Annotated in this window: 21 protein-coding genes; 11 read left to right on the forward strand and 10 right to left on the reverse strand. The window is 51.2% G+C overall.

Annotation, left to right across the window (positions count from 1 at the left end):
- Positions 1–126 precede the first annotated feature (126 nt).
- Entirely contained in the window at positions 127–405 is a 279-nt protein-coding gene (locus MELB17_RS21630) for a hypothetical protein (RefSeq protein WP_007352496.1), read from the reverse strand.
- Positions 406–688: 283 nt separating this feature from the next.
- Here MELB17_RS21630 and MELB17_RS21635 point away from each other — a divergent pair, with 283 nt between their 5' ends.
- The 3 genes from MELB17_RS21635 (at position 689) to MELB17_RS21645 (ending at position 2,424) form a co-directional block, all read left to right on the forward strand.
- On the forward strand, positions 689–934 hold the full coding sequence (locus MELB17_RS21635) for a hypothetical protein (RefSeq protein ID WP_007352497.1): 246 nt from the start codon (positions 689–691) through the stop codon (positions 932–934).
- Between the two features lie 43 nt (positions 935–977).
- Entirely contained in the window at positions 978–2,060 is a 1,083-nt protein-coding gene (locus tag MELB17_RS21640) for a hypothetical protein (protein WP_007352498.1), read from the forward strand.
- Positions 2,061–2,157: 97 nt separating this feature from the next.
- Positions 2,158–2,424 (forward strand): helix-turn-helix domain-containing protein, encoded by a 267-nt coding sequence (locus tag MELB17_RS21645; protein WP_007352499.1) that lies wholly within the window; start codon positions 2,158–2,160, stop codon positions 2,422–2,424.
- Between the two features lie 56 nt (positions 2,425–2,480).
- Here MELB17_RS21645 and MELB17_RS24810 read toward each other — a convergent pair whose 3' ends face one another.
- Positions 2,481–2,756 (reverse strand): hypothetical protein, encoded by a 276-nt coding sequence (locus tag MELB17_RS24810; RefSeq protein WP_007352500.1) that lies wholly within the window; start codon positions 2,754–2,756, stop codon positions 2,481–2,483.
- Between the two features lie 200 nt (positions 2,757–2,956).
- On the opposite strand from MELB17_RS24810, the gene MELB17_RS21655 reads away from it, so the two are divergent.
- The 6 genes from MELB17_RS21655 (at position 2,957) to MELB17_RS21680 (ending at position 6,708) form a co-directional block, all read left to right on the forward strand.
- The gene (locus tag MELB17_RS21655; protein WP_007352502.1) at positions 2,957–3,319 is read left to right on the forward strand and encodes a helix-turn-helix domain-containing protein; all 363 of its coding nucleotides are present in this window, start codon (positions 2,957–2,959) and stop codon (positions 3,317–3,319) included.
- 34 nt (positions 3,320–3,353) lie between these two features.
- A complete protein-coding gene (locus MELB17_RS21660) occupies positions 3,354–3,731 on the forward strand; it encodes a hypothetical protein (protein WP_007352503.1) in 378 nt (125 codons plus the stop codon).
- Between the two features lie 237 nt (positions 3,732–3,968).
- Positions 3,969–5,039 carry an RNA-guided endonuclease InsQ/TnpB family protein gene (locus MELB17_RS21665; protein ID WP_007352451.1) on the forward strand — a complete coding sequence of 357 codons (1,071 nt, stop codon included), beginning with the start codon at positions 3,969–3,971 and terminating at the stop codon, positions 5,037–5,039.
- A gap of 242 nt (positions 5,040–5,281) precedes the next feature.
- Entirely contained in the window at positions 5,282–5,782 is a 501-nt protein-coding gene (locus tag MELB17_RS21670) for an NADAR family protein (protein ID WP_083796458.1), read from the forward strand.
- 52 nt (positions 5,783–5,834) lie between these two features.
- Positions 5,835–6,068 (forward strand): hypothetical protein, encoded by a 234-nt coding sequence (locus MELB17_RS21675; protein WP_007352453.1) that lies wholly within the window; start codon positions 5,835–5,837, stop codon positions 6,066–6,068.
- The gene (locus MELB17_RS21680) at positions 6,061–6,708 is read left to right on the forward strand and encodes a nucleotidyl transferase AbiEii/AbiGii toxin family protein (RefSeq protein ID WP_007352454.1); all 648 of its coding nucleotides are present in this window, start codon (positions 6,061–6,063) and stop codon (positions 6,706–6,708) included. Before MELB17_RS21675 ends, MELB17_RS21680 begins: the two co-directional genes overlap by 8 nt.
- A gap of 100 nt (positions 6,709–6,808) precedes the next feature.
- On the opposite strand, the gene MELB17_RS21685 is transcribed toward MELB17_RS21680, so the two are convergent.
- Positions 6,809–8,266 carry a hypothetical protein gene (locus MELB17_RS21685; protein ID WP_007352455.1) on the reverse strand — a complete coding sequence of 486 codons (1,458 nt, stop codon included), beginning with the start codon at positions 8,264–8,266 and terminating at the stop codon, positions 6,809–6,811.
- The gene (gene tnpA, locus MELB17_RS21690; RefSeq protein WP_036185953.1) at positions 8,263–8,670 is read right to left on the reverse strand and encodes an IS200/IS605 family transposase; all 408 of its coding nucleotides are present in this window, start codon (positions 8,668–8,670) and stop codon (positions 8,263–8,265) included. Before tnpA ends, MELB17_RS21685 begins: the two co-directional genes overlap by 4 nt.
- 289 nt (positions 8,671–8,959) lie before the next feature.
- Here tnpA and MELB17_RS26605 point away from each other — a divergent pair, with 289 nt between their 5' ends.
- The gene (locus MELB17_RS26605; protein WP_083796459.1) at positions 8,960–9,418 is read left to right on the forward strand and encodes a cold shock domain-containing protein; all 459 of its coding nucleotides are present in this window, start codon (positions 8,960–8,962) and stop codon (positions 9,416–9,418) included.
- Between the two features lie 64 nt (positions 9,419–9,482).
- Here MELB17_RS26605 and MELB17_RS21695 read toward each other — a convergent pair whose 3' ends face one another.
- The 5 genes from MELB17_RS21695 to MELB17_RS21715 all read right to left on the reverse strand — a co-directional run bounded on the left by MELB17_RS21695 (position 9,483) and on the right by MELB17_RS21715 (position 14,828).
- Positions 9,483–11,090 (reverse strand): Fic family protein, encoded by a 1,608-nt coding sequence (locus tag MELB17_RS21695; protein ID WP_007352457.1) that lies wholly within the window; start codon positions 11,088–11,090, stop codon positions 9,483–9,485.
- A gap of 135 nt (positions 11,091–11,225) precedes the next feature.
- Positions 11,226–11,936, reverse strand: a complete 711-nt coding sequence (locus tag MELB17_RS21700; RefSeq protein WP_007352458.1) for a hypothetical protein — start codon at positions 11,934–11,936, stop codon at positions 11,226–11,228.
- A 51-nt stretch (positions 11,937–11,987) separates the two neighbouring features.
- Complete coding sequence (locus MELB17_RS21705) at positions 11,988–12,713, reverse strand: hypothetical protein (protein ID WP_007352459.1); 726 nt, start codon at positions 12,711–12,713, stop codon at positions 11,988–11,990.
- A 40-nt stretch (positions 12,714–12,753) separates the two neighbouring features.
- Entirely contained in the window at positions 12,754–13,959 is a 1,206-nt protein-coding gene (locus MELB17_RS21710; protein WP_007352460.1) for a helix-turn-helix domain-containing protein, read from the reverse strand.
- 74 nt (positions 13,960–14,033) lie between these two features.
- Entirely contained in the window at positions 14,034–14,828 is a 795-nt protein-coding gene (locus tag MELB17_RS21715) for a hypothetical protein (protein ID WP_007352461.1), read from the reverse strand.
- Positions 14,829–15,055: 227 nt separating this feature from the next.
- Between MELB17_RS21715 and MELB17_RS23430 the strand changes: the two genes are divergently transcribed.
- Complete coding sequence (locus MELB17_RS23430) at positions 15,056–17,662, forward strand: DEAD/DEAH box helicase (RefSeq protein ID WP_007352463.1); 2,607 nt, start codon at positions 15,056–15,058, stop codon at positions 17,660–17,662.
- Here MELB17_RS23430 and MELB17_RS21725 read toward each other — a convergent pair.
- Positions 17,643–18,204: hypothetical protein (locus MELB17_RS21725; RefSeq protein ID WP_007352505.1), on the reverse strand; the 562-nt coding region annotated here is incomplete at its 5' end. The two genes, MELB17_RS23430 and MELB17_RS21725, sit on opposite strands and share 20 nt — an antisense overlap.

The following is an 18,204-nucleotide window of genomic DNA, read 5'->3' on the forward strand; positions in this document are numbered from 1 at the left end:
CGTTGTGTTTGAGCTGATTATAATAGGCCATTGGCCTATTTTTAGCAATGACTTAATGTGTAAAGTGTTTTATCCGCCAGCATACAAGGTTCTTTCTCGTGCTGGCGGGCTATGATTGGATTGCTATTACTGGTCGCTGCCGCAGTTATTGCAGTCAGGTACATAGATGTCGAGCAAAATTCCGCCACCTTCTTTCGCTTCTTGCAAATCGCTCTCTGAGAATGCGTGCTGGCTTGCCTCTACTTCTTCCAGCGTCAACCAGGCAGAGCCTCCATTTTCACGGACGGCATCGTTGATAGCCTCGGCCGTCTCCGGGCCTACGTTCAGGTCATCGTTAATGTCAGCTTTAACGATGCAGTTACAGGTATTGCTGCACGTCGTGTGGGTGTCATACGGTGTTAGCATTGGTCAATCCTCAGTTATGTTTATTGGTGTACTAAACTATTCTGGGGGCGTCAGCGGGTTTTTCCAATGTTCGGTTAATGTTTTTTTGTATTCCGGGTGTCCCCAGTCAGCCTTAACCATTAAAAACCCCACCGCCGCTATTGACACCTATTTTTAAGTTAGGCCATTGGCCGATTACCGGAAAGCGATGAATTTATGATTATATTATTTTATCTAATGTATTGTGGCACGTGAGTTCCGTGCTATTGTTCTTGCATTAATCGATGTGGTCGGAGGTTCCATTATGTGCTTTCAAAGACAGCCAGGACTTGGCCGGTACAACTCAGGGCGCAGTGAATGGCTTGGGGCGTATCGTACGGCAAGGATTAGTGCTGCTCAGGGTTTCGGCCCGGATGCAGCCAATGACGGCGTGTGGTGGAAAGCTGAGCTGATTGTGCAAGAGCGCGCCATTGAAGATCAGCTTATGGTTCCAGTGGTTAATAGGTTGGCTGCTCAACGGGTCATCGAAGATATTCTGAACGAATCATAGAGTCATGCGTTCGCTCAATTAACCTGTAAGGAGGTTTCATATCATGCAGTGGGACGGAAAAACCCCAATACCGGTAGAAACCAGCGACGATCGGGCAATGGGGCAGGCAATAAGAAATCCCGTTGTCCGATCTTTCACGGTGTGGCTGTTATATTTGGCTCTATACGTCGTCGCGCTCGCACCTTTCCATGAATACCTGATTAGCATAGGCTGGTTTCATGAGTGGTTGTCTCCACTACTCTGGATCGCACGTATTGACCTTATTGTGATAGAGACTCTCCCTACGTTTCTAGCGTGGTCTGAGTCAGGCCTTTGGTCAATTTTTGCCTGGTTAATTGTCGCATTGACCGGAATGGCGTTTCTCGTTGGGTACCCTTATGTTGTTGGGGTTGCCTTGTTCGTGTCTATCCTATGGTTAGTATTACAGGTTTTTGCTGCAATTGTTTCCGCTGTTTGGATATCCGTCGTCGTTATCGTCAGCCTTCTGATTATTTGCTCCTACATTTACTGGTTTTTTGATTCACGTAAGTATGGGGCTGACAAGCGGCTTCGGCTGATTAGCGCAATTGTCGTCATAATCATCGTCTTGCCATTTTTCGCGGCCTTTGCGTCCAAGCTTTATTGGGATGATCACGACAAAAAATACACACGGACAGCTATGGCTATCTGGGAAGATAGGGGGTCGTTAGCTGCCGATGAGCTGGTGGCCCTAGCAAAAGAATCAAAGACCGGAGAGGTCATTTATCTGGCTACTCTGGGGCTTGCCGAGCAGAAGCGCTACCAAGACGCTGCTCTTTTCGCAAAATGGGCATTTGATGAGGCAGTTGCCACCGAGTCAGTTATGTCTTTTGTGGTGATTTACAAGTTGCAAGTGGGTGAGCATTTCTTTTATAAGTCAGAGCGCAAGGCTGGCCTGGATAGGCTTGGCCTACCTTATTATCACCATTTGCCCGAGCTTAATAATTTCTCTTTTGGGGAAATTGCTGGCTTAGAAGCCTCGAAAGCTACGATTAGGGCGCGGCAATTTTATCAATATGCTGCATACAATAAGGATAGCTTTACGGTTTGGCGAAGCTTGGTACATAAAGTCTTTGTTCTTAGTAGGACAATCGATGCTTTATTCTAGCAAGAACATTAATGATGTCCGTTTTAAATGCAAACCAACAGTTTATGCCGGGGAATAGTTAATTAACTATGGCACCTTACTGACTAATGGATACCGGATGTACTCAAAAACGCAAACCAGTTTCTATCGGCGCTTGTACGTGGCGTATTTGGTGGACTCTGGCATTAATACGGTGCCGGCGATCATGGCACACACAGGTATGCCCAGGCGCACAGCCCAGGACACGCTGGCGGCGATGCCTGAGATAACGATTGAACTTGTCAACGAGGGTGGTCGGTTTTCGATTCGCTCTTGGGGCGCTATTAATAAAAAGTGGATCAAAGAACACTTGCAGCACGTCACAGACGTGCTAGAGTATCGCTGACATGAACCGTAGGATTTGCCTCAATGAAAAAACAATTTGCACTTCGCAAGCCTTGTTCAAACTGCCCGTTTAGAAACGATGGTGCGGCTATTGAGCTTCAGCCAGGGCGAAAAGAAGGAATCATTGATGGGCTTTTGTCGGGTGAGCAGTCTACGTTCCATTGCCACAAAACGGTTTATCGCGAGGATGGCCGGAACCACGACGATGAGGGCAACTATCGGCCTGTTGACGTTTGCCAGTGCCCCGGCGCTGCAGCCGTAGCGCGAAAATTCGGCAGGGATACGGTGATGGTTCAGGTGGCTACCAGGCTTGGCGTTATAGGTCACGACCATTACGATGCCGCGATACCTTCAACTGTCGGGCCAAACGATTTAACGATTAATCGGGATATCGCCCGAGTTTAATTTGGGAATTAAGCAATGAAAAATCTGGATGTTTTCGAGGTCAGAAGGGTAAACCTGAAGACGATTATTGACCAGCAGTTTGCGGGTGTTCAGCGAGGGCTGGCGGCCAATCAGATTTTGGTGAGGGTGTGATTGACGGTAAGGGCGAGGCAATTTTGCCTGACGTTAAACGAATGAATGAGCGCTTGGGTATCAACGGTCTTTCTTTAGCTGACCTCGCCAGGGACATAGGCGCTTCTCCACAATCTTTGAACCATTGGCGGCACCGGGGTATTCCAAAACCTTTCCTTGCGCTCGTCGCTGCATTTTTAGGGTGCTCGGTTGACTGGCTTTTAACGGGTGAAGACGATGCCGTGGACCTGACCTCCCACCAGGCGTTCTTAACAAGTATTATGGGGCGTGGGGTGCTTTCGAATAGCGAGTGGGCTTTGCTGCGAACAATGGCGGAGTCGCTGATGAGTCGGCCTCGGGTTCGGCAGTTTCCAGAGTAAAAATGAATCAGTGAATAAAAGTTGGAGCAGAAGGATGACAGTTGACCATAAAATTGCAGGTAATTCTGATACTAAAACTGTAAAAGAGCCAAAGGCCCGATCAGTTGTGAGAGAGTTTTTTAGCTCGATGTTGATGAGTATGTTGGGCGCCATTGTCGTGCTTTTGAGCGTGTTGCTTCTGGCAGGTACTAGGCTCGACCCGAGGGTTTGGGCGGGTGAATATGTGCCGGGTGAGAATTTGGCGGGTGGGCTGGCAAACGCGTCGTCAAACATTGAGCTTGCAATGACTGTTTCAGTCTTGGCATTTGGTTTTTTGTGGTTCTGCTTTGGCATTTCTATCGCGGTTAAAGCTGCTGCAGAAGGCGGTCATGACTTCAAGGCCCGCAAGCGAGGTTTTGGTGAAGATAACTGAAAAATTCGTGTTTTTTTGGGGAACGACCGACTCGTTCTCTAATTTTCACCCAGCGCCGTTCGAGTATAAGGGAAATAACTTTTTAACTTCTGAGCAGTTTATCAACGTAATCGCGAAATACCTCATCCAATTGACTCAAGTGGAGCGGGAGCGACTTCCCTAACATTTGGGTGGGGATGGATAGCGTGACCTCGACAGAGGTCTTGTCTTAGCAGAAACACTGTGGTTATATACAGTATGGCTGAGTTCACCAAAACCCTCAAAGTCCGAGTTCGGGACAAACACGCTAATGTGCTGCGCCGTCAGGCGGCGGCTGTTAACAGTGTGTGGAATTTTGTGAATGAACTCAGTCATCGCAGCATTCGGGAGAGAAGACAGTTTCTGTCGGCCTTCGATCTTCACCCTTATACCAAGGGTGCCGGTAAGCTGCTGGGCCTTCACAGCCAAACACTTCAGGTCGTTGCCCAGGAATACGTCACACGCCGCAAGCAGTTCCGAAAATCCAAACTCGCGTGGCGTAAAACCCACGGCGTTCGCCGGTCGCTCGGCTGGGTGCCGGTGAATACCGACGCCGCCGTTTGGCACAACGGGCAGGTTCGGTTCCACGGTCAGCATTATCGGGTTTGGGACAGCTATGGTTTGTCTCAGTACAAATTCCGCTCTGGCTGCTTTTCTGAGGACACCCGAGGTCGGTGGTATTTCTGCGTGGTTGTCTCGGTAAAACCCGATCGCCGGTGTGGCACTGGTAGCGTGGGTCTGGATCTGGGCCTGAAGACCACGGCTACGCCCAGTTCGGGCGAGCCGCTGCAAGCGGGTCGCTTCTATCGGGATCAGGAGCAAAAGTTGGCGGTGGCCCAGCGGGCCCGGAATAAAAAACGGGTGCAAGCGATTCACGCCAAAATCCGCAATCGCCGGCACGATGCTTTACACAAATACAGCCGGAAGCTGGTCAATAACAACGGCCTGATCGTTGTCGGCAATGTGTCCAGCTCCGGCCTGGTAAAAACCACTATGGCCAAGTCGGTGCTCGACGCTGGCTGGTCCACACTAAAAACCCTGTTGTCATACAAATGCGAGAGCGCAGGCGGGATTTTTCTGGAAGTTGATGAACGGTACACCACCCAGACGTGCTCGTGTTGTGGCTCTTTGAGCCCCAACAGTCCGAAAGGTAGAGCAGGCCTTGGAATAAGAGAATGGGCCTGTGAGTGCGGTGTCACTCACAACCGCGATTCCAATGCGGCCAGGAATATTCTCGCGCTTGGGCATAAGCGTCTAGAGGTAGGAATCCCCTTCCAAAAAGCCGGTTAGGCGTTTGGTGGGGGAGGATGTCAAGATGTTTGGAAAAGCAAAGCTCTTTGGGGATGATGTGGCGTGATAATAGAGTTGGTAACAATGGTAATAAAGTTGGTAACTATTGGCGTGCTGCTTTTACCTCAAGCTACCAGTATTGCGACCGAGCAAATCAAGCCCGCAGGCTACTGATCACTGGGCTTTAAGGTCAAAAAGAAGAATTCAAAGCCCTAATTCTGTATAGAGAAGAATCGCTGAATCTGTATGATTTAGCCGGTTTCCTCGATCAAAGTTACCAACTTTATTACGATCCCACAGATGATGCGTCAGCCGTAGCGATTCTAAAAACAACCGATCCTAAAAAGTGTAAAGCGATGGGGCGCGGCGTTCAGGGATTCGATGAGGCGGTCTGGAATGTTCACAGCGAGAAAATTGTGGGCATTGGGTGTAGAGAGAAGTTCTTGCAGAATCCGCGCCTGCTGGAAGACTTGCTTGCCACAGGTAATCGAGAAATCGTTGAAGCCAGTCCTTACGACAAAATCTGGGGTATCGGTTTGAAGGACGACCACCCAGATGCAACCAATCCAAGTCGCTGGCCCGGTGAAAATCGCTTGGGCAACGTGATTACCCAAGTTCGGGAAGACTTGCTGGCGGGTTATGCTAACTACACACTTCCTGAGCGTGCTCGGGTTGCTGTTGAAAACGCCATGGCTGCGCTCGGAATGAACGATGAGCCCTCCGATAGCCTGGGGTTGCGCTAGGGCATTACAGAAACCGGTGTCGGGCCTTTTGTTGGTCAAATGGTGATAGAGGATGGCAAAAGTTGAGAAAGTCAGGGGCACGTTTTTGGTCATTCCATCCGACTATTCGGAGCTTAGGCTGATTTGTTGGCACCGGAACCCGGATGCCGCGATTTCCGAGGAGGATGCTTTTGGGTTGTACGAGGCAAACTGGCGCTATGTTTCTCAAGAGCGATTGACCGCAGCGGAGGGCGCCCTGATTGAGCGTCTGAAAAATCGCTATGGAAATGGAGTTATTAATGGATGATAAAAAGGCTCACCATCACCGAATAGTTAGCGTGCTTGAGGCCATGAACCCCGAGCTTCTAAAGGATTTGCAATGTTTTTTTTGCGGTGGCACAGCCATTGCTTTGCAGCTTAATGATTTTAGAAAGAGTGTCGATATAGATTTCGTCTGCTCAGGCGTGGATGGATATCGGGAGCTAAGGGGTCTTGTCGGGCAATACTCCATGACAGGTCTATCGGCTCTTTTTGATCGGCCCGTTCCGCAGTTACGTGAGGTCAGGGCTGATCGCTACGGAATCAGATCTGTCCTTGATGTGGGTGGGGTGCCAGTTAAGTTTGAGGTGATCCGAGAGGATCGAATTTCTCTGGATGCTTCCTTCGAACAGCTGCACGGTGTTCCATTAATCGCGCGTGCTGATGCTTATGCTCACAAGTTGCTAGCCAACTCGGATCGTTGGGGGGATAGGTCGGTGTTGAGCCGCGACATTATCGACCTTGCTGTGATGGTGCGCTCTTGGGGTCATGTGCCTTTAGCGGCTGAGCAGAAGGTTCGCGAGGCTTACGGTGATGCGCCTACAAAAGATTTCGTCTTAGCAGCTGGCAGAGTTGTGGACGATGAGCGTTATCGAAAGAATTGCTTTACTAAACATCCCCATAAATGAATTTAGGGGGTTTTATGGCGCCTGATGGTTCGGGGTCTCCCGGTTCTCGCTTGGCTCTCACCAAGCTACACCTCCGGGCCGTAGCCGAACCGGCGCCACTTTAAAAGACGAATCGCTCCGACGGAGTTACCGTGGGAAGAACAAGAGTTCCGCCGCTCGCAATTTGTATTTGACGACACCAGCCCGTCTTTTCTAGTAACTGTTTCACAACCGGCCAGCGCATAGTGAGCTGGCTTGACTGGTGTCCGTTTTCGGCAACGCACAAGGCCAAAAAGGCCGAGTACATATCTCGTTGAACGATAACGGAGCTTTCCGTTATCTCGGCGGCTTTGCCGCCGAGAACATGCCATCGTTCGCTGAGTTGTTTTTTGTGGCATTCGCCGCTGACATGATCGTACTGCGACATCTTCAAGCTCCAGGTATTCAGTTCCAAAAGTTGACCACCGGCGCTTTCAGCCTTGCGGTTTAGCTTCTGCATGAACGCACTGGGCGCTTTGACTTTGACACTTTTTCCGTACAATGTTTGCCACGCTTTGTACGACAGCTTTTCGGTTTTGACGACGTTGCCCAAGCGAATCACGGCGTTCGCCAGCTCACCATGGGCGCGTTTTCGTTCGGCGCTTAACGTGCGTTCTGTTTCAGCGAGAGTGGCTTTCAGGGCCAGGTAGTGCTTGGATACGACCTTGACCTTGGCGCCTTTTTTCCAGGTGCCATTGGCGTTGTAACAGTGTGGATTAGTGGTGCGGCGAGAACGATCCATGGCCCTCTGAATGCGGCGAATCTCTTTCCAGGGCTGTTCGATGGTGGGGCAAAACTTGAATAACTCGGCGCCGGATTCGGACACCACCGCGATGGTTGAGGGGCCAACATCAAGGCCCACTTCGCAACCGGCTTGTGTCGTGTTTTTTTCTTTGGTGGGTGTCAGGCCGGTTTGCGCAAGCTGGAGATACCAACGGCGTTTTCCTTTCACCGTTCGCCAGAGAATCCGGCAAAACTTGGTGGTGGATTCCAGCGCTTTTTCAAGCCAAACATCTTTTCCTTTTGGCGGGAATTTTACCGCCAGCACCAATCCGGCCCATTCCACCACGCCGAGTTCGGCGCGGTACCGAATGCCTGCTTTGTTGGTTTTTCCGGTGAAGGATTTCAGCGGCCGTTTAGCGTTCTTGAAGCGCGGGCGGCCGCGTTTACCAAAGCTGTATTGCTCAGCCGAATCAAACGCGGTTTCAGAAATGCGCTGGGTTTCGTTCGCACTTAATCGTCCTTTCCAGCCCGCGGCATTTTTACAGCCGGTGGCAAAAGCGGAAACCGAAGCTGAGGTAAAATCATGCGCTTTAATGGCCGAACCAAATGCGGCGGATCGTTCTTTGGCTTTCAGTTTTCTAGCCGCCTGCCACGCCTTCGATTCGCGCATCAACCCCAAGCGTCGCAGGGCTTCGCCCAGCGCTGCGTTATACAGTCGAGTGCCGGCCAATAGGCGAGCGGTAAGCTGCCATTCGGTGTTGTCGCAGACGGACAGCGGCAGTTCGACAATAAAGGTTGGGGTTTTAGCGCGTTTCATACGTTTTTCTGGTTCTCAATGTACTGCTTAACGATTTCAAGCGGAGCGCCGCCTACGGTGCTCACAAAGTACGAATTGCTCCACAAGGTCGGTAGGCGCGATTTGAGCGCGGGAAACTCCGCTCTCAGCGTTCTGGATGAAACCCCTTTCATGGATTTGATCAGTTTGTGGACACCGTATTGCGGATCAACTTCGACCAGCAAGTGAACGTGATCGGGCATAACCTCCAGCTCCAATATCTCAGAATCATGATTATTGGCTATGTCCTGTATAATCTCTTTTAGGCGATGTTCTATTTGATCCACAAGCACGGGTCTTCGGTACTTTGGACACCAAATAACGTGGTACTTACAGGAATACACCACGTTGTTGTTTGACTTGTATCTTACTTTAAATTCGCTCATGGAAAGAGTATACACGTATTAGCTACTAACTAAACCTAAAATACTATTTTTTGCGACGTTTCCCTCCCCATAAATGAATTTAGGGGCTTCCCGCTATTTTTGGTGAGCTTCAGATAGATCAGGATGTCCATGAGGGGTTGCTGATGACTCTCCAAGATATCGCTAACGGTTACTGCCTTGAAAGCGTCTCGCTTGACAACGATTCGAGCCCTGGCCCTACAGGCTAAATGACGTCGATTCGGACGCAGGGCCCTCCATAGGTTAAATAATTTTCAGTAGGGTAGTTCTCATGAACGGAACGGTAAAATGGTTCTCCACAGAAAAAGGATATGGCTTCATCTATGGCGAGGGATGGGGTCGACCGGTTTTTCATGTCAGGGAAATCAATGGAGGCGACCTCCCCGGCAACGGGGGCACTGTCACCTTTGATTCAAAAAAAGGTGATCGGGGGCCGTGCGCTGTAAACGTGACCCTTACGGGGGCATTTAAGCGAATAAGAGAGCAAATTAAACCAACCTGCAGTTCGTGTAATCGAAGCTTCGTGCCAAGGATTGTCACCGGGCCTCCTGTATTCGGTGGCAAAAGATGGCAGCCTGTTCCGAAATACTCTGTCTGTCCCTTCTGTGGAGCGACCTATCAAAAGTTTAGGTCCTTTTTCAGTAGTAATTATAACGTGGCTGGCTTCGTTTTGCAGGCTGTAGTTTTTGTGATTGGTGTACGCCTCTTTATTTTTGCTTTGTCCAACTAACCGTAAGGCGGGCAATTCCAAACTGTGTGTTCTGATCAGCCGGGCGATGGGCCGGCTGAGTTGTTCAGCGCAAGCCTGGTCCATCGTCAATGCTCTCCCGTAACGTTTCGACCTCCATATCGGGGTCGTAATTTCGCCGTAGAGGGCGTCCTGCAACGTATGCGTTGATCACATTCTTAATCGATTCGCTGGTTTCTGGGTCTTTCAACATTGGAAACTCTTTTTCCAGCTTGTTGCTGATCTGGCCGTCATTGCGCTCGACTGAGCGCATAATCCGATCTATATGTTCATTCGGCCCTTCTAGGGTGTCCTTCACCTTATCCCGAGCGTTGATATACGACTGATGCGACTCAATCTGATGGCGCATTTCATACTCAATCGTCTCGTGGATAACATGGAAAAGGTACTCCGACTGTTCCGTGAGGTCGGGATAGCGCCAAGCTGGGCGCAGGGTGTCATTGCCAGAAAACTTAAAGTCCGAAACCACACCGTCTGGATACGTTGTTCGATCTCCAAACCGGATATCGTTGGTCGTTTTCGCCATCATAGGGCGAGAATAGGCTTCAAGTATCTTGTCATAATTATTACGGCTTCCTGTGCTTTTGTTGATCGTAGATGATATCGGCAACAGCAATGGTTCCGGAACGGCGGAGTCCCGACGAAGGCTGTCGTTTATCAGAAAACGCGAGATTCGTCCATTTCCATCAGCCATTGGGTGAATGAAGACAAAGCCGAAGCTTGCCACCGCAGCCCGAACGATCGGGCTTTCGTGCTGGGTTTTTGCCATGAAGGCTTGTAGGCCCTCCAGCATAGGTTTCACCTCGTTGGCATCGGGGGCGACGTAGTGAACATAAGAGCCCATCTCTTGAGTCCCCGAACCAACAAATACTGGAGACTGGCGAAGTCCGGGACGAATAGTGCTGGTACCGAGAATACTGTTTTGAAGTTCGGTGAGCGATTCGCTGGACAAGGGGGCGTCGATTTGTCCGCAATACCTGCCCATCGCCAAGGCGAAACGATGAATCTTGCTCTTCTGATCGCCCTCATGCTCGATGGCAAAGCTCGCTCGGCTCTCACGAATGGTCAACCAGACGGCGCTCCTAGACATCAGCTCTGCGCCGAAGTCGTCTTCCATATTTTTAAGTCGCGCATTTGAATCGTAATTGGACGCGATGTCGAGAAGTTCTGTTCTGCGGATTATCGGGCAGAAATGGGGCGTGCCCGGGAGGTTGTCATTAATCCGCCAGCGTGAGTTTTTGATAGGCGTTTCAGCGGCAACCACCTCATGTGGATTAAGCAGGTTGTGATAGTTCCCAGACATTTCCGGCACTGTCAAAATGTCACCGGTTAACCATTCGTAGAGAAAGCCGGCTTTTCGCGTGTACTGCCCAGTTGGCTCAGAGGCAACCCAATCGGTCAGTGCTTGCTTCTGATAGCGTTCAAAAACATGACTGAGCAGTTCCAAATGGATGCCTTCATGTTTAAGGGCGAACGCCAGGTGGGCCGAAGGAGTGTCATCGGGTTTTGAGTTGGGCCGATAGGTTTCATGGTAGACGCCATTCTGGAAGCTCGTCTTCCGGTCACGGCCAATCTGGCTACGAATGGGCATTTTCTGGGTCACGGGTATGTCAAAGTGCTTCTGTAACCATGCGTAACCTGCCCATGAACTCATGCTGCCACCTTGTAGTTTGGTCTGTGTTTTCCGTTACTTCGATTATCCTACCGCATTATTAATTACAATACGCCGTAAAACCGTTTTATGAGATGCAGGCTTTTTAGCGGTCAACAACCGATGCGCGGGCCGTCATTATCCTTGTGATGGGCCAGCTGAGTCGTCATCATCATCCAGGGTAAGTCGCTCGTACAGCTCAACCTGCCCCGCCCGTAGTACATCTACTTCAGCCAATTTCTGCAGAAGCGCGGCTTCCACCGCGACGTCCTCAGGTGCAAGGTGTTCACCGTTGTCTATGCGCGCTATGTTTGCCTTGTACGCCTTATAGTGTTCAGCCAGGAGTCCTGAGGCCATTTCTTCAATGTTTCCTGGTGCACAGGCGATTAATGCCTTCCATCCGTAACTTTCGGGGTTAGACGACCTGAATAGTGCTTTGTCCACTGGCCTTTCGTGATCGTGGGCCATGACAATTTCAGTCAGTTCACGTTGCGCTGGCGGGTTGCTTAGCGTTGGGTGGTCTGCCATAAGCCTTAGCCTTTGGGCGGCGACCGTTACAGGTAGGTCAATCGGGGTTTCATCGAATAAACCAGCCGGCGAATTATTGGCTACCTGGGTTCCGCTACCCATTTCCGGAGCAATGGCCTCCCACGCTTTTTGGCTGATTTTCTCATGAAGCCTGGGGTTGCTTTGAAACATTCCAGCGGCTTTCTCCGGGCTTCGTTCCATTGCTAAAAAGCCGGCGTTCTCCTTAGCCCGCACCCAAGATCTGCTGTCGCTGTTAGAGATTACGATGTCCGAAATATTGTGATTGTTGTCGTAGACGAAAAATAGGTCTGGCTTGCTCATGTCGATACGTTCCTGTTGTTGAGTCTAGGTGTCAGATACCTCCATTGCCGGTCAGCCAGGCGCCGGCCCGTCTTCGTCTTGATCAATTCCAAACGTGTTTATCAAGTGGTATTCGTCTTCACTCATGGCATCTGCCTCGACGAGTTTTTGTGTTAATTGCGCTTCTTCGAACAAGTCTTCTTTTGGTACATCCTTGCCATTGGCTTTGCGGTACTCGTTTGATTTACGAACATTACTGAGTTCATGGTTGATCTGCCGGTCGGTTTCACACAGGTCGTCGTAATCATAGCGTTCAAGTTTGGCGCGCCAGCCTTCCGAGTTTTGGCTTTCCTCGGTAAATAACTCAAGGTTCACCGGCTGCTGGTGCTTATCTGCCATAATAATTTCCGTTAACTCGCGCTGTGCGGGCAGGTTAACCGGCGAAGGAAAGTCGATTAATTGCTTTAATCTCGTTTCGGCCAAACTGGCTGGCAGATCGGGTTCCGTAAATTCAAAGAAAGGACTATCGGGTGTTTCGCCCTGGGTTTTCACCAAGTTCTTTTGCAGGTTGCTCATACCTTCAGCAACCGTCTGCCAGGTGGCGTAATCCATCTTTTCGTACAGTACCGGCTGCGTATGTAAAATCGACGCGGCAACCGTTGCGTCAGGCTGCATGACGTTTTTGCCAGAGGACTTAGCTTCGTTGGCTCGTACGGGATCGTCTGTAATTGCGGTGATCTCAGTGGGTAGCTCAAGGCCTGTGCTGTCAAAAATAATGAAAACGGTTTTCTGGCTCACGGTATTAGTTCCTTGGTGTTATTGGCTGGATTTGCAGCACTCAGCTCATGCCGGGGCCGCTGTCTGAATCGTCAGTCTCATCGTTGATCCAGTCTTTTTCGTCCAAGTAGCCCAATAAGACGGTGAAGGCTTCTTCATCGGATGTGTCGATGGGCTTATGGGGTGTGTTTTGCGCGCTGGCAACGGCGTCTTGCTCCATGGCGTCCTTGATAGCGTTGATAACTCGCCCTGTAACACCGATATTCTTGTTCCCGGTAAGCTCACCAATACTGCGGCTCGCTGCAGTCACAACGTTGTTTGAGAAAAGGTTGGCGATTGGAGGCGCCTTGTGGCCTCCAGTCATGAGCCAGCCAACGTTAACGTCCAGTGCACCGGAAAGATCAACAAGCTGTTGCGGCGAAGGATCGCGCCGACCGCTCAAGTAGTGCCCAACAGCGCCCCTTGTAGCCACACCGAGTATTGATGTTAGAGATTCCTGGGTGATCGACTTTCGTTCCATTTCCAGTTTTGCTCGGGCGTACCATGTTTCGGTTCCCGTACTATCGGGGTTGAGTCTGGCAGCAGCGTCATTTCGTGAAGCGTTTTCGGCTGCGGCGGTACCCAGTCCGTCCGCCAGTAATGCTAACTGTGGTCCGGATAATTGTGCATCCGGTTTACAGGCTCCGGCTTTAACGGCCGCATCAAAAATTGATTTTCCCAACATATCCATTTGGCGGATTGCCTCTAAAGCGGCCCCTGGTAAAACAGTTCGGCGTTTCCCCAAACTTTCAGCGAGATGTGTCAACTCACGGATGCTAGGGGTGTCGCTTTCGTTGCACAGTCCTGCTGCCGCGGATACGTCCCGTATTGACGTGCTCAACGCATCCCGCTCGCTAATTACTTGGATCATCTGGGGGTTGGGAGTGTTCGCATTGTTCGCATTGGCGATGTGATCTTCTTTTTCGGTAACGGACGGCCGAATGCCAGTAAGGTCGTATTCGTGGACTGTTGCGCGTTCTAACGTTTCACCATGGCGCTGCGTTCGATTAATAGCCTGGACGGATGCACGCGAGTCAGAGGAAAATTTCTCTGAAATGCCACGTTCAACGTTCAGTATCACCTCCATAAGATCGTCATACTTTTGGGTGTCGGGTCCAAACGCTCCGTTTATCGCAGCTTGGCAGGCATCACTCAGTGCGCTGATGTGTGGTAATAGCTCCGCTGCTAACTCAAGTTGTCGCTCATAATTTGTCTTCTGCTTTTCCATGTTCGTGGCCACTCTATGTATCAGTCTTTAATGGTTAGCGTGGTGCACTGCAAGATCAATCGAACACTGGGCGATCATCGCAGCCCGGGCGCATCGTCTAAATCGTCGTCATCGCTATGATTGTCGTAAATGGCCTGCGCTTTGGCATTAATGTCGGCCACGTTGCGGGTAACGGTTTCGGCTGCTGCAGCGCCCAGGTCGTCCGCCAGCGTCATCAGTTGTGGTCCGGTTAGTTGTGCATCCGGTGTGCACATGCCGGCGTGTGTGGCGGCGTGGAAAATGGCCTTACCAAGCATGTCCCGCTGGCGGATCGCTTCAAGAGCGGCGCCCGGCAATACAACAGGGCGTTTTCCGAGGTTTTCGGCAAGCTTCGTTAATTCGTGGGTGTTGAGCTTTGCGTCTTCTTTGATTAGGCCGGTCTTAGATCCAGCGTCGTGAATGGACATTTTTAGTATGTCACGCTCTCGAATGACCTCAGTGAGCTGCGCATTAAGAGCTTCAGTGGCATTAGCCCCGGAAGCCTGGGCAGATTGGCCGAGGCCTATAACAGCGGAAGTTAGCTTTTGGGTGTCCATAGGGCCGTGTATCTTGGGATCACGCAAATGACTCAGCCCCGCCATATCGACAGCCTGCATGATCGCAATCTGTAGTTGCTTGCGCTCCTGAGCAGCCGCAATGCCATCCGTGGTGCTGACGGTCTCTGGCAAGGGGGCAATCATATCCTTCAGTAGAGTTTCAACGTTCGCAACGTTTGTGGACCATTTTCCGTTGGGGTTGGTCGCAAGCCGTTCAGCTATCCCACGTATATGACTATCGCTCACCTTGGGCTGGGTATCATTAGGCGCCTGATCGGGATTATGGTTATCCATGTTTTTATCCACTTTGGTAGATTTGATAATCAGTTAATGGTCACTATCGTATCAACTACCCTAGTGCAGTTGGCCTTCTTTATTGCATTATTGCAGTTGATTGTTCACTTTGGTTGTCATTGAAGCGATTTTCAGCACTAAAACACGATCAAACGTCAGTGCATCCGAAGATTGGTGGTTCACATCGATTATCATGGTTTTTTCATTTTTAACGACTGGAATCCAACATGGGTGCGCTGGTGGCCATAGATCATCCGACGACCGTTTCACTTGATTCACTAAAGCTGGACCACCTGCCCGAGAAGGTCCAAACGTGGATACGACTGGTCAAAACCGATCCTGCGGTGATCGCGGGCCTGCGTAATTTTGGGAATTTGCGGGACTACCAGCTGGAGGCTGTTTTAGCGGCTGCGTTCAGGATTCGGAAAACGGTTGAGCCCATTTTGATTACCTTGCCTACTGGTTCGGGTAAGAGCTGGGTTATTGCGGCGTTGGCCAGTGTTGTGAAAGAAATGTCAGATGCGCGCAGCACCAAGGTCAAAAAAGTCATGGTTCTGGCTCACAGCAAAGAGTTGGTGGCCCAAAATCATCAAAAAATGGGAGCGGCCGGGTACAAGGCCACTATTTACAGCGCGGGCTTGAGTACACGGGATGCCAGCGGGGATGTGGTGTTCGGTTCGCGCCAGTCCATCATTAATGCAGTGGGGGAGTTCGCCCAGCTCGATTATGAGTTCTCAGCGGTGTTTGTCGATGAGGCGCACTCAATGCCAACACAAACCCGGGAGATTATTGAAGCCCTCCGATCTGTAAACCCGAACTTGCGAGTAATCGGCCTGACGGCCACGCCTTATGCGCTGGGAAAGGGCTACATCTTCGCTCAGGACACCTTTCGGGATCTTGAGCCAATGCGGGATATATACGCCAAAGAGCCGTACTTTGCTGAGCGGGTGTACGACAAGTGTATTGAGGAATTGTTTGCGGACGAGCAGCTGTGCCCCCCTATCTTGGGTACCATCAGCGATCACTACAACACGGAGGCGCTGGAGCGCACCGTAGGCGGCTCGTTCTCGGAAGCATCCAACAACGCGGTGTTCGTGACCGGCCAGGCCGATCTAACCAAGCGTATTGTTGCGGATGTAGTGATGCAGTCTAAAAAACGCCATGGCGTTATGTTTTTTGCGCAAAACCGGGAGCACGCTCGACAGATCCTTTCGTTTTTACCAGGGGATAGGGCGGCGCTGGTGGACTCCGGCACCAAAGCCAAAGACCGTGCCCAGTTTATTGAAGATTTTAAGTCCACAAAGCTGAAGTATCTGGTCACAGTGGCGGCCTTGGCGATCGGATTCGATGCTCCGAATGTGTCGGTCATAGCAGTTCTTAAGCACACCGAATCACCGGCGTTTTTCCAGCAAATCATTGGCCGTGGCCTGCGGTTGTGTCCGGAAATTGGAAAACGTGATTGCCTGGTTCTCGATTACGGGCAGAATGTCTCGGCTGACGCGAATCTGTTTTCACCGGCTATTCAGGTCCGAATGCCAAAGCCAGGCTTGGACGGCCCAATAATTCCGGTGGTTGAGGTGATCTGTCCGGACTGCGATCACGTCAACACGTTCCGCAAGGCAGCGTGGCCACAAGATATGGAAATGACCGACACCGGCTTTCTCTATCACAGGGACACCCGCGCTATTTTTACCGACAGCGACAATAAACCAATGGCCGGCCACATGGGGGCGCAGTGTGGAAACCTTTTGGACGTTCCGGGTAAGAAAATGCCGGTGCGCTGCGATTACACCTGGGGCGCAATTTTGTGTACGGCCTGCAAGCGGCGAAACTCTCATCGAACGGATTTCTGCGTGGCTTGCGAAGAACCGCTGTCAAAGCGGGCCAAGATGTTGAGCATGACCACCTCAAGGGATGCGAACTACACACAGCGTTTAGCAAAAGTCGTGTCACGCCAGCGTCAATGGTTGCATCCCGGCAAAGCCAAGACTTCTGGCGCTCCAAACCTTCGGATTAACCTGACGGTTCAAGAGCTGCCGTATCTGGTACCGGAGGGTACCGGTGCTGAACAAGATGAGGATGATGAGCAAGAGGCGTGGGTACCGCCTGGCATGATGCTGGTGCGGCCGGCGCCAAAGGCGATTCCTGTGTGGCTTAACCCCACAGCGACAAACGCAGACGCCCAGGCAAGTTGGGCATCGTTTCGAGAATATGCCGAGGCAAATCGACTCACAACCGCCAGTTGGGCGCAGCATCCTGAAATGGATGATCTGTTGCCGGCGCTGGCGGAACCAGAAGGGGTTCTACGGTTCCGCGCGCCAAGCTATCTGGTGTATGTAGAAAATGCGGTGGGTGGCTCGGAGCGGGTGTTCTACAACCTCAAAACGATGCACAAGGATCACCCGGAAGCTGAAAAAATAAACGCGCAGGCGCCGCGTGACGATACCGGCGAACTGCCAGATAAAGGCCCTGAAAAATCGGCTGAACCGGCTGTTGTCGAGGATGTTGCGGCCGCCAGAGCAGCAGAGACGCCAGAAAGTGTGCTCTATGAGCTCTTGAGCAAGTGGCTAGAGGATGCCAGCAAGGGCAAAAAGCCAACGCCTACGATTGAGCCTGCCGACAGTAAGGGTGAAGTTTACCCGCTCAAAGAGTGCTTATTAGACAAGGACGGCGACGATCACCGGATTGTGTTCAAGTACGGTACGGCCAAGGCTGCCAATGAATGCAGTGTGTCTAGCGCAGAGGACGGCCCAGGCTGTATTAGAGTGGTTGGAAGCAACATGGTTCGGTTCTTCTCGAATGGTGAGTCAGGCGTCATCCGCAGGACACGCTAAGCGGTCTTTGCAGCTCAACGAAAATGCTTGTTCTTTGGTCCAGGTCGGCAATCAGGTGAGCTGCACACAACCGGCCAGTTTTGGCTAGGCTCTTGCGTAAGGCATAGTTTGGCGCCTGCCAAATATCGCTGGCTTCGGAAGAGATGAACAACGTCTGGTACGTCAGAGCAATTTCGGTGGTTAACCGTTTGGCCCAATGGTTCGCCAGTACGCTGTCCGTTGCCGGGTTCTCCGGCACATCAGGCATGGTATCTCCGAACGCGCTTTCAAGATAACCAAAATGTTCCTCGGCATCGTTCATCCTCTGACATTGAAACGTTGCACCACTGGCATCCAGGTTGCCAAACACTTCGCGCAGACCGTTTTCCCAGCCATATCGATTGGCCAACTCAAAATTGAGGCACAGGGTTGCGTAATAGTTGGTGGGAATTTCCATCATTCGGCCCAGCTCGTCAGATTCGAATCGAAGCCTGCAGGTGTGGCTTAATGGTCTGGCGGTCCAGTGTCTCCGGCTGTGCGCCAGCTCGATGTACATGCTAAAC

The organism is Marinobacter sp. ELB17, from assembly GCF_000169375.1.
Taxonomy (GTDB): domain Bacteria; phylum Pseudomonadota; class Gammaproteobacteria; order Pseudomonadales; family Oleiphilaceae; genus Marinobacter.

Excerpts from the sequence above, each read along its gene's own strand:
- MELB17_RS21680 (WP_007352454.1), top strand. The coding sequence starts at position 6,061 with ATGGATGATAAAAAGGCTCACCATCACCGAATAGTTAGCGTGCTTGAG.
- MELB17_RS21640 (WP_007352498.1), top strand. The coding sequence starts at position 978 with ATGCAGTGGGACGGAAAAACCCCAATACCGGTAGAAACCAGCGACGAT.
- MELB17_RS21660 (WP_007352503.1), top strand. The coding sequence starts at position 3,354 with ATGACAGTTGACCATAAAATTGCAGGTAATTCTGATACTAAAACTGTA.
- MELB17_RS21645 (WP_007352499.1), top strand. The coding sequence starts at position 2,158 with ATGTACTCAAAAACGCAAACCAGTTTCTATCGGCGCTTGTACGTGGCG.
- MELB17_RS21715 (WP_007352461.1), bottom strand. The coding sequence starts at position 14,828 with ATGGATAACCATAATCCCGATCAGGCGCCTAATGATACCCAGCCCAAG.
- MELB17_RS23430 (WP_007352463.1), top strand. The coding sequence starts at position 15,056 with ATGGGTGCGCTGGTGGCCATAGATCATCCGACGACCGTTTCACTTGAT.
- MELB17_RS21635 (WP_007352497.1), top strand. The coding sequence starts at position 689 with ATGTGCTTTCAAAGACAGCCAGGACTTGGCCGGTACAACTCAGGGCGC.
- MELB17_RS21700 (WP_007352458.1), bottom strand. The coding sequence starts at position 11,936 with ATGAGCAAGCCAGACCTATTTTTCGTCTACGACAACAATCACAATATT.
- MELB17_RS21665 (WP_007352451.1), top strand. The coding sequence starts at position 3,969 with ATGGCTGAGTTCACCAAAACCCTCAAAGTCCGAGTTCGGGACAAACAC.
- MELB17_RS24810 (WP_007352500.1), bottom strand. The coding sequence starts at position 2,756 with ATGGTCGTGACCTATAACGCCAAGCCTGGTAGCCACCTGAACCATCAC.
- MELB17_RS21695 (WP_007352457.1), bottom strand. The coding sequence starts at position 11,090 with ATGAGTTCATGGGCAGGTTACGCATGGTTACAGAAGCACTTTGACATA.
- tnpA (WP_036185953.1), bottom strand. The coding sequence starts at position 8,670 with ATGAGCGAATTTAAAGTAAGATACAAGTCAAACAACAACGTGGTGTAT.
- MELB17_RS21685 (WP_007352455.1), bottom strand. The coding sequence starts at position 8,266 with ATGAAACGCGCTAAAACCCCAACCTTTATTGTCGAACTGCCGCTGTCC.
- MELB17_RS21675 (WP_007352453.1), top strand. The coding sequence starts at position 5,835 with ATGGCAAAAGTTGAGAAAGTCAGGGGCACGTTTTTGGTCATTCCATCC.
- MELB17_RS21630 (WP_007352496.1), bottom strand. The coding sequence starts at position 405 with ATGCTAACACCGTATGACACCCACACGACGTGCAGCAATACCTGTAAC.
- MELB17_RS26605 (WP_083796459.1), top strand. The coding sequence starts at position 8,960 with ATGAACGGAACGGTAAAATGGTTCTCCACAGAAAAAGGATATGGCTTC.
- MELB17_RS21710 (WP_007352460.1), bottom strand. The coding sequence starts at position 13,959 with ATGGAAAAGCAGAAGACAAATTATGAGCGACAACTTGAGTTAGCAGCG.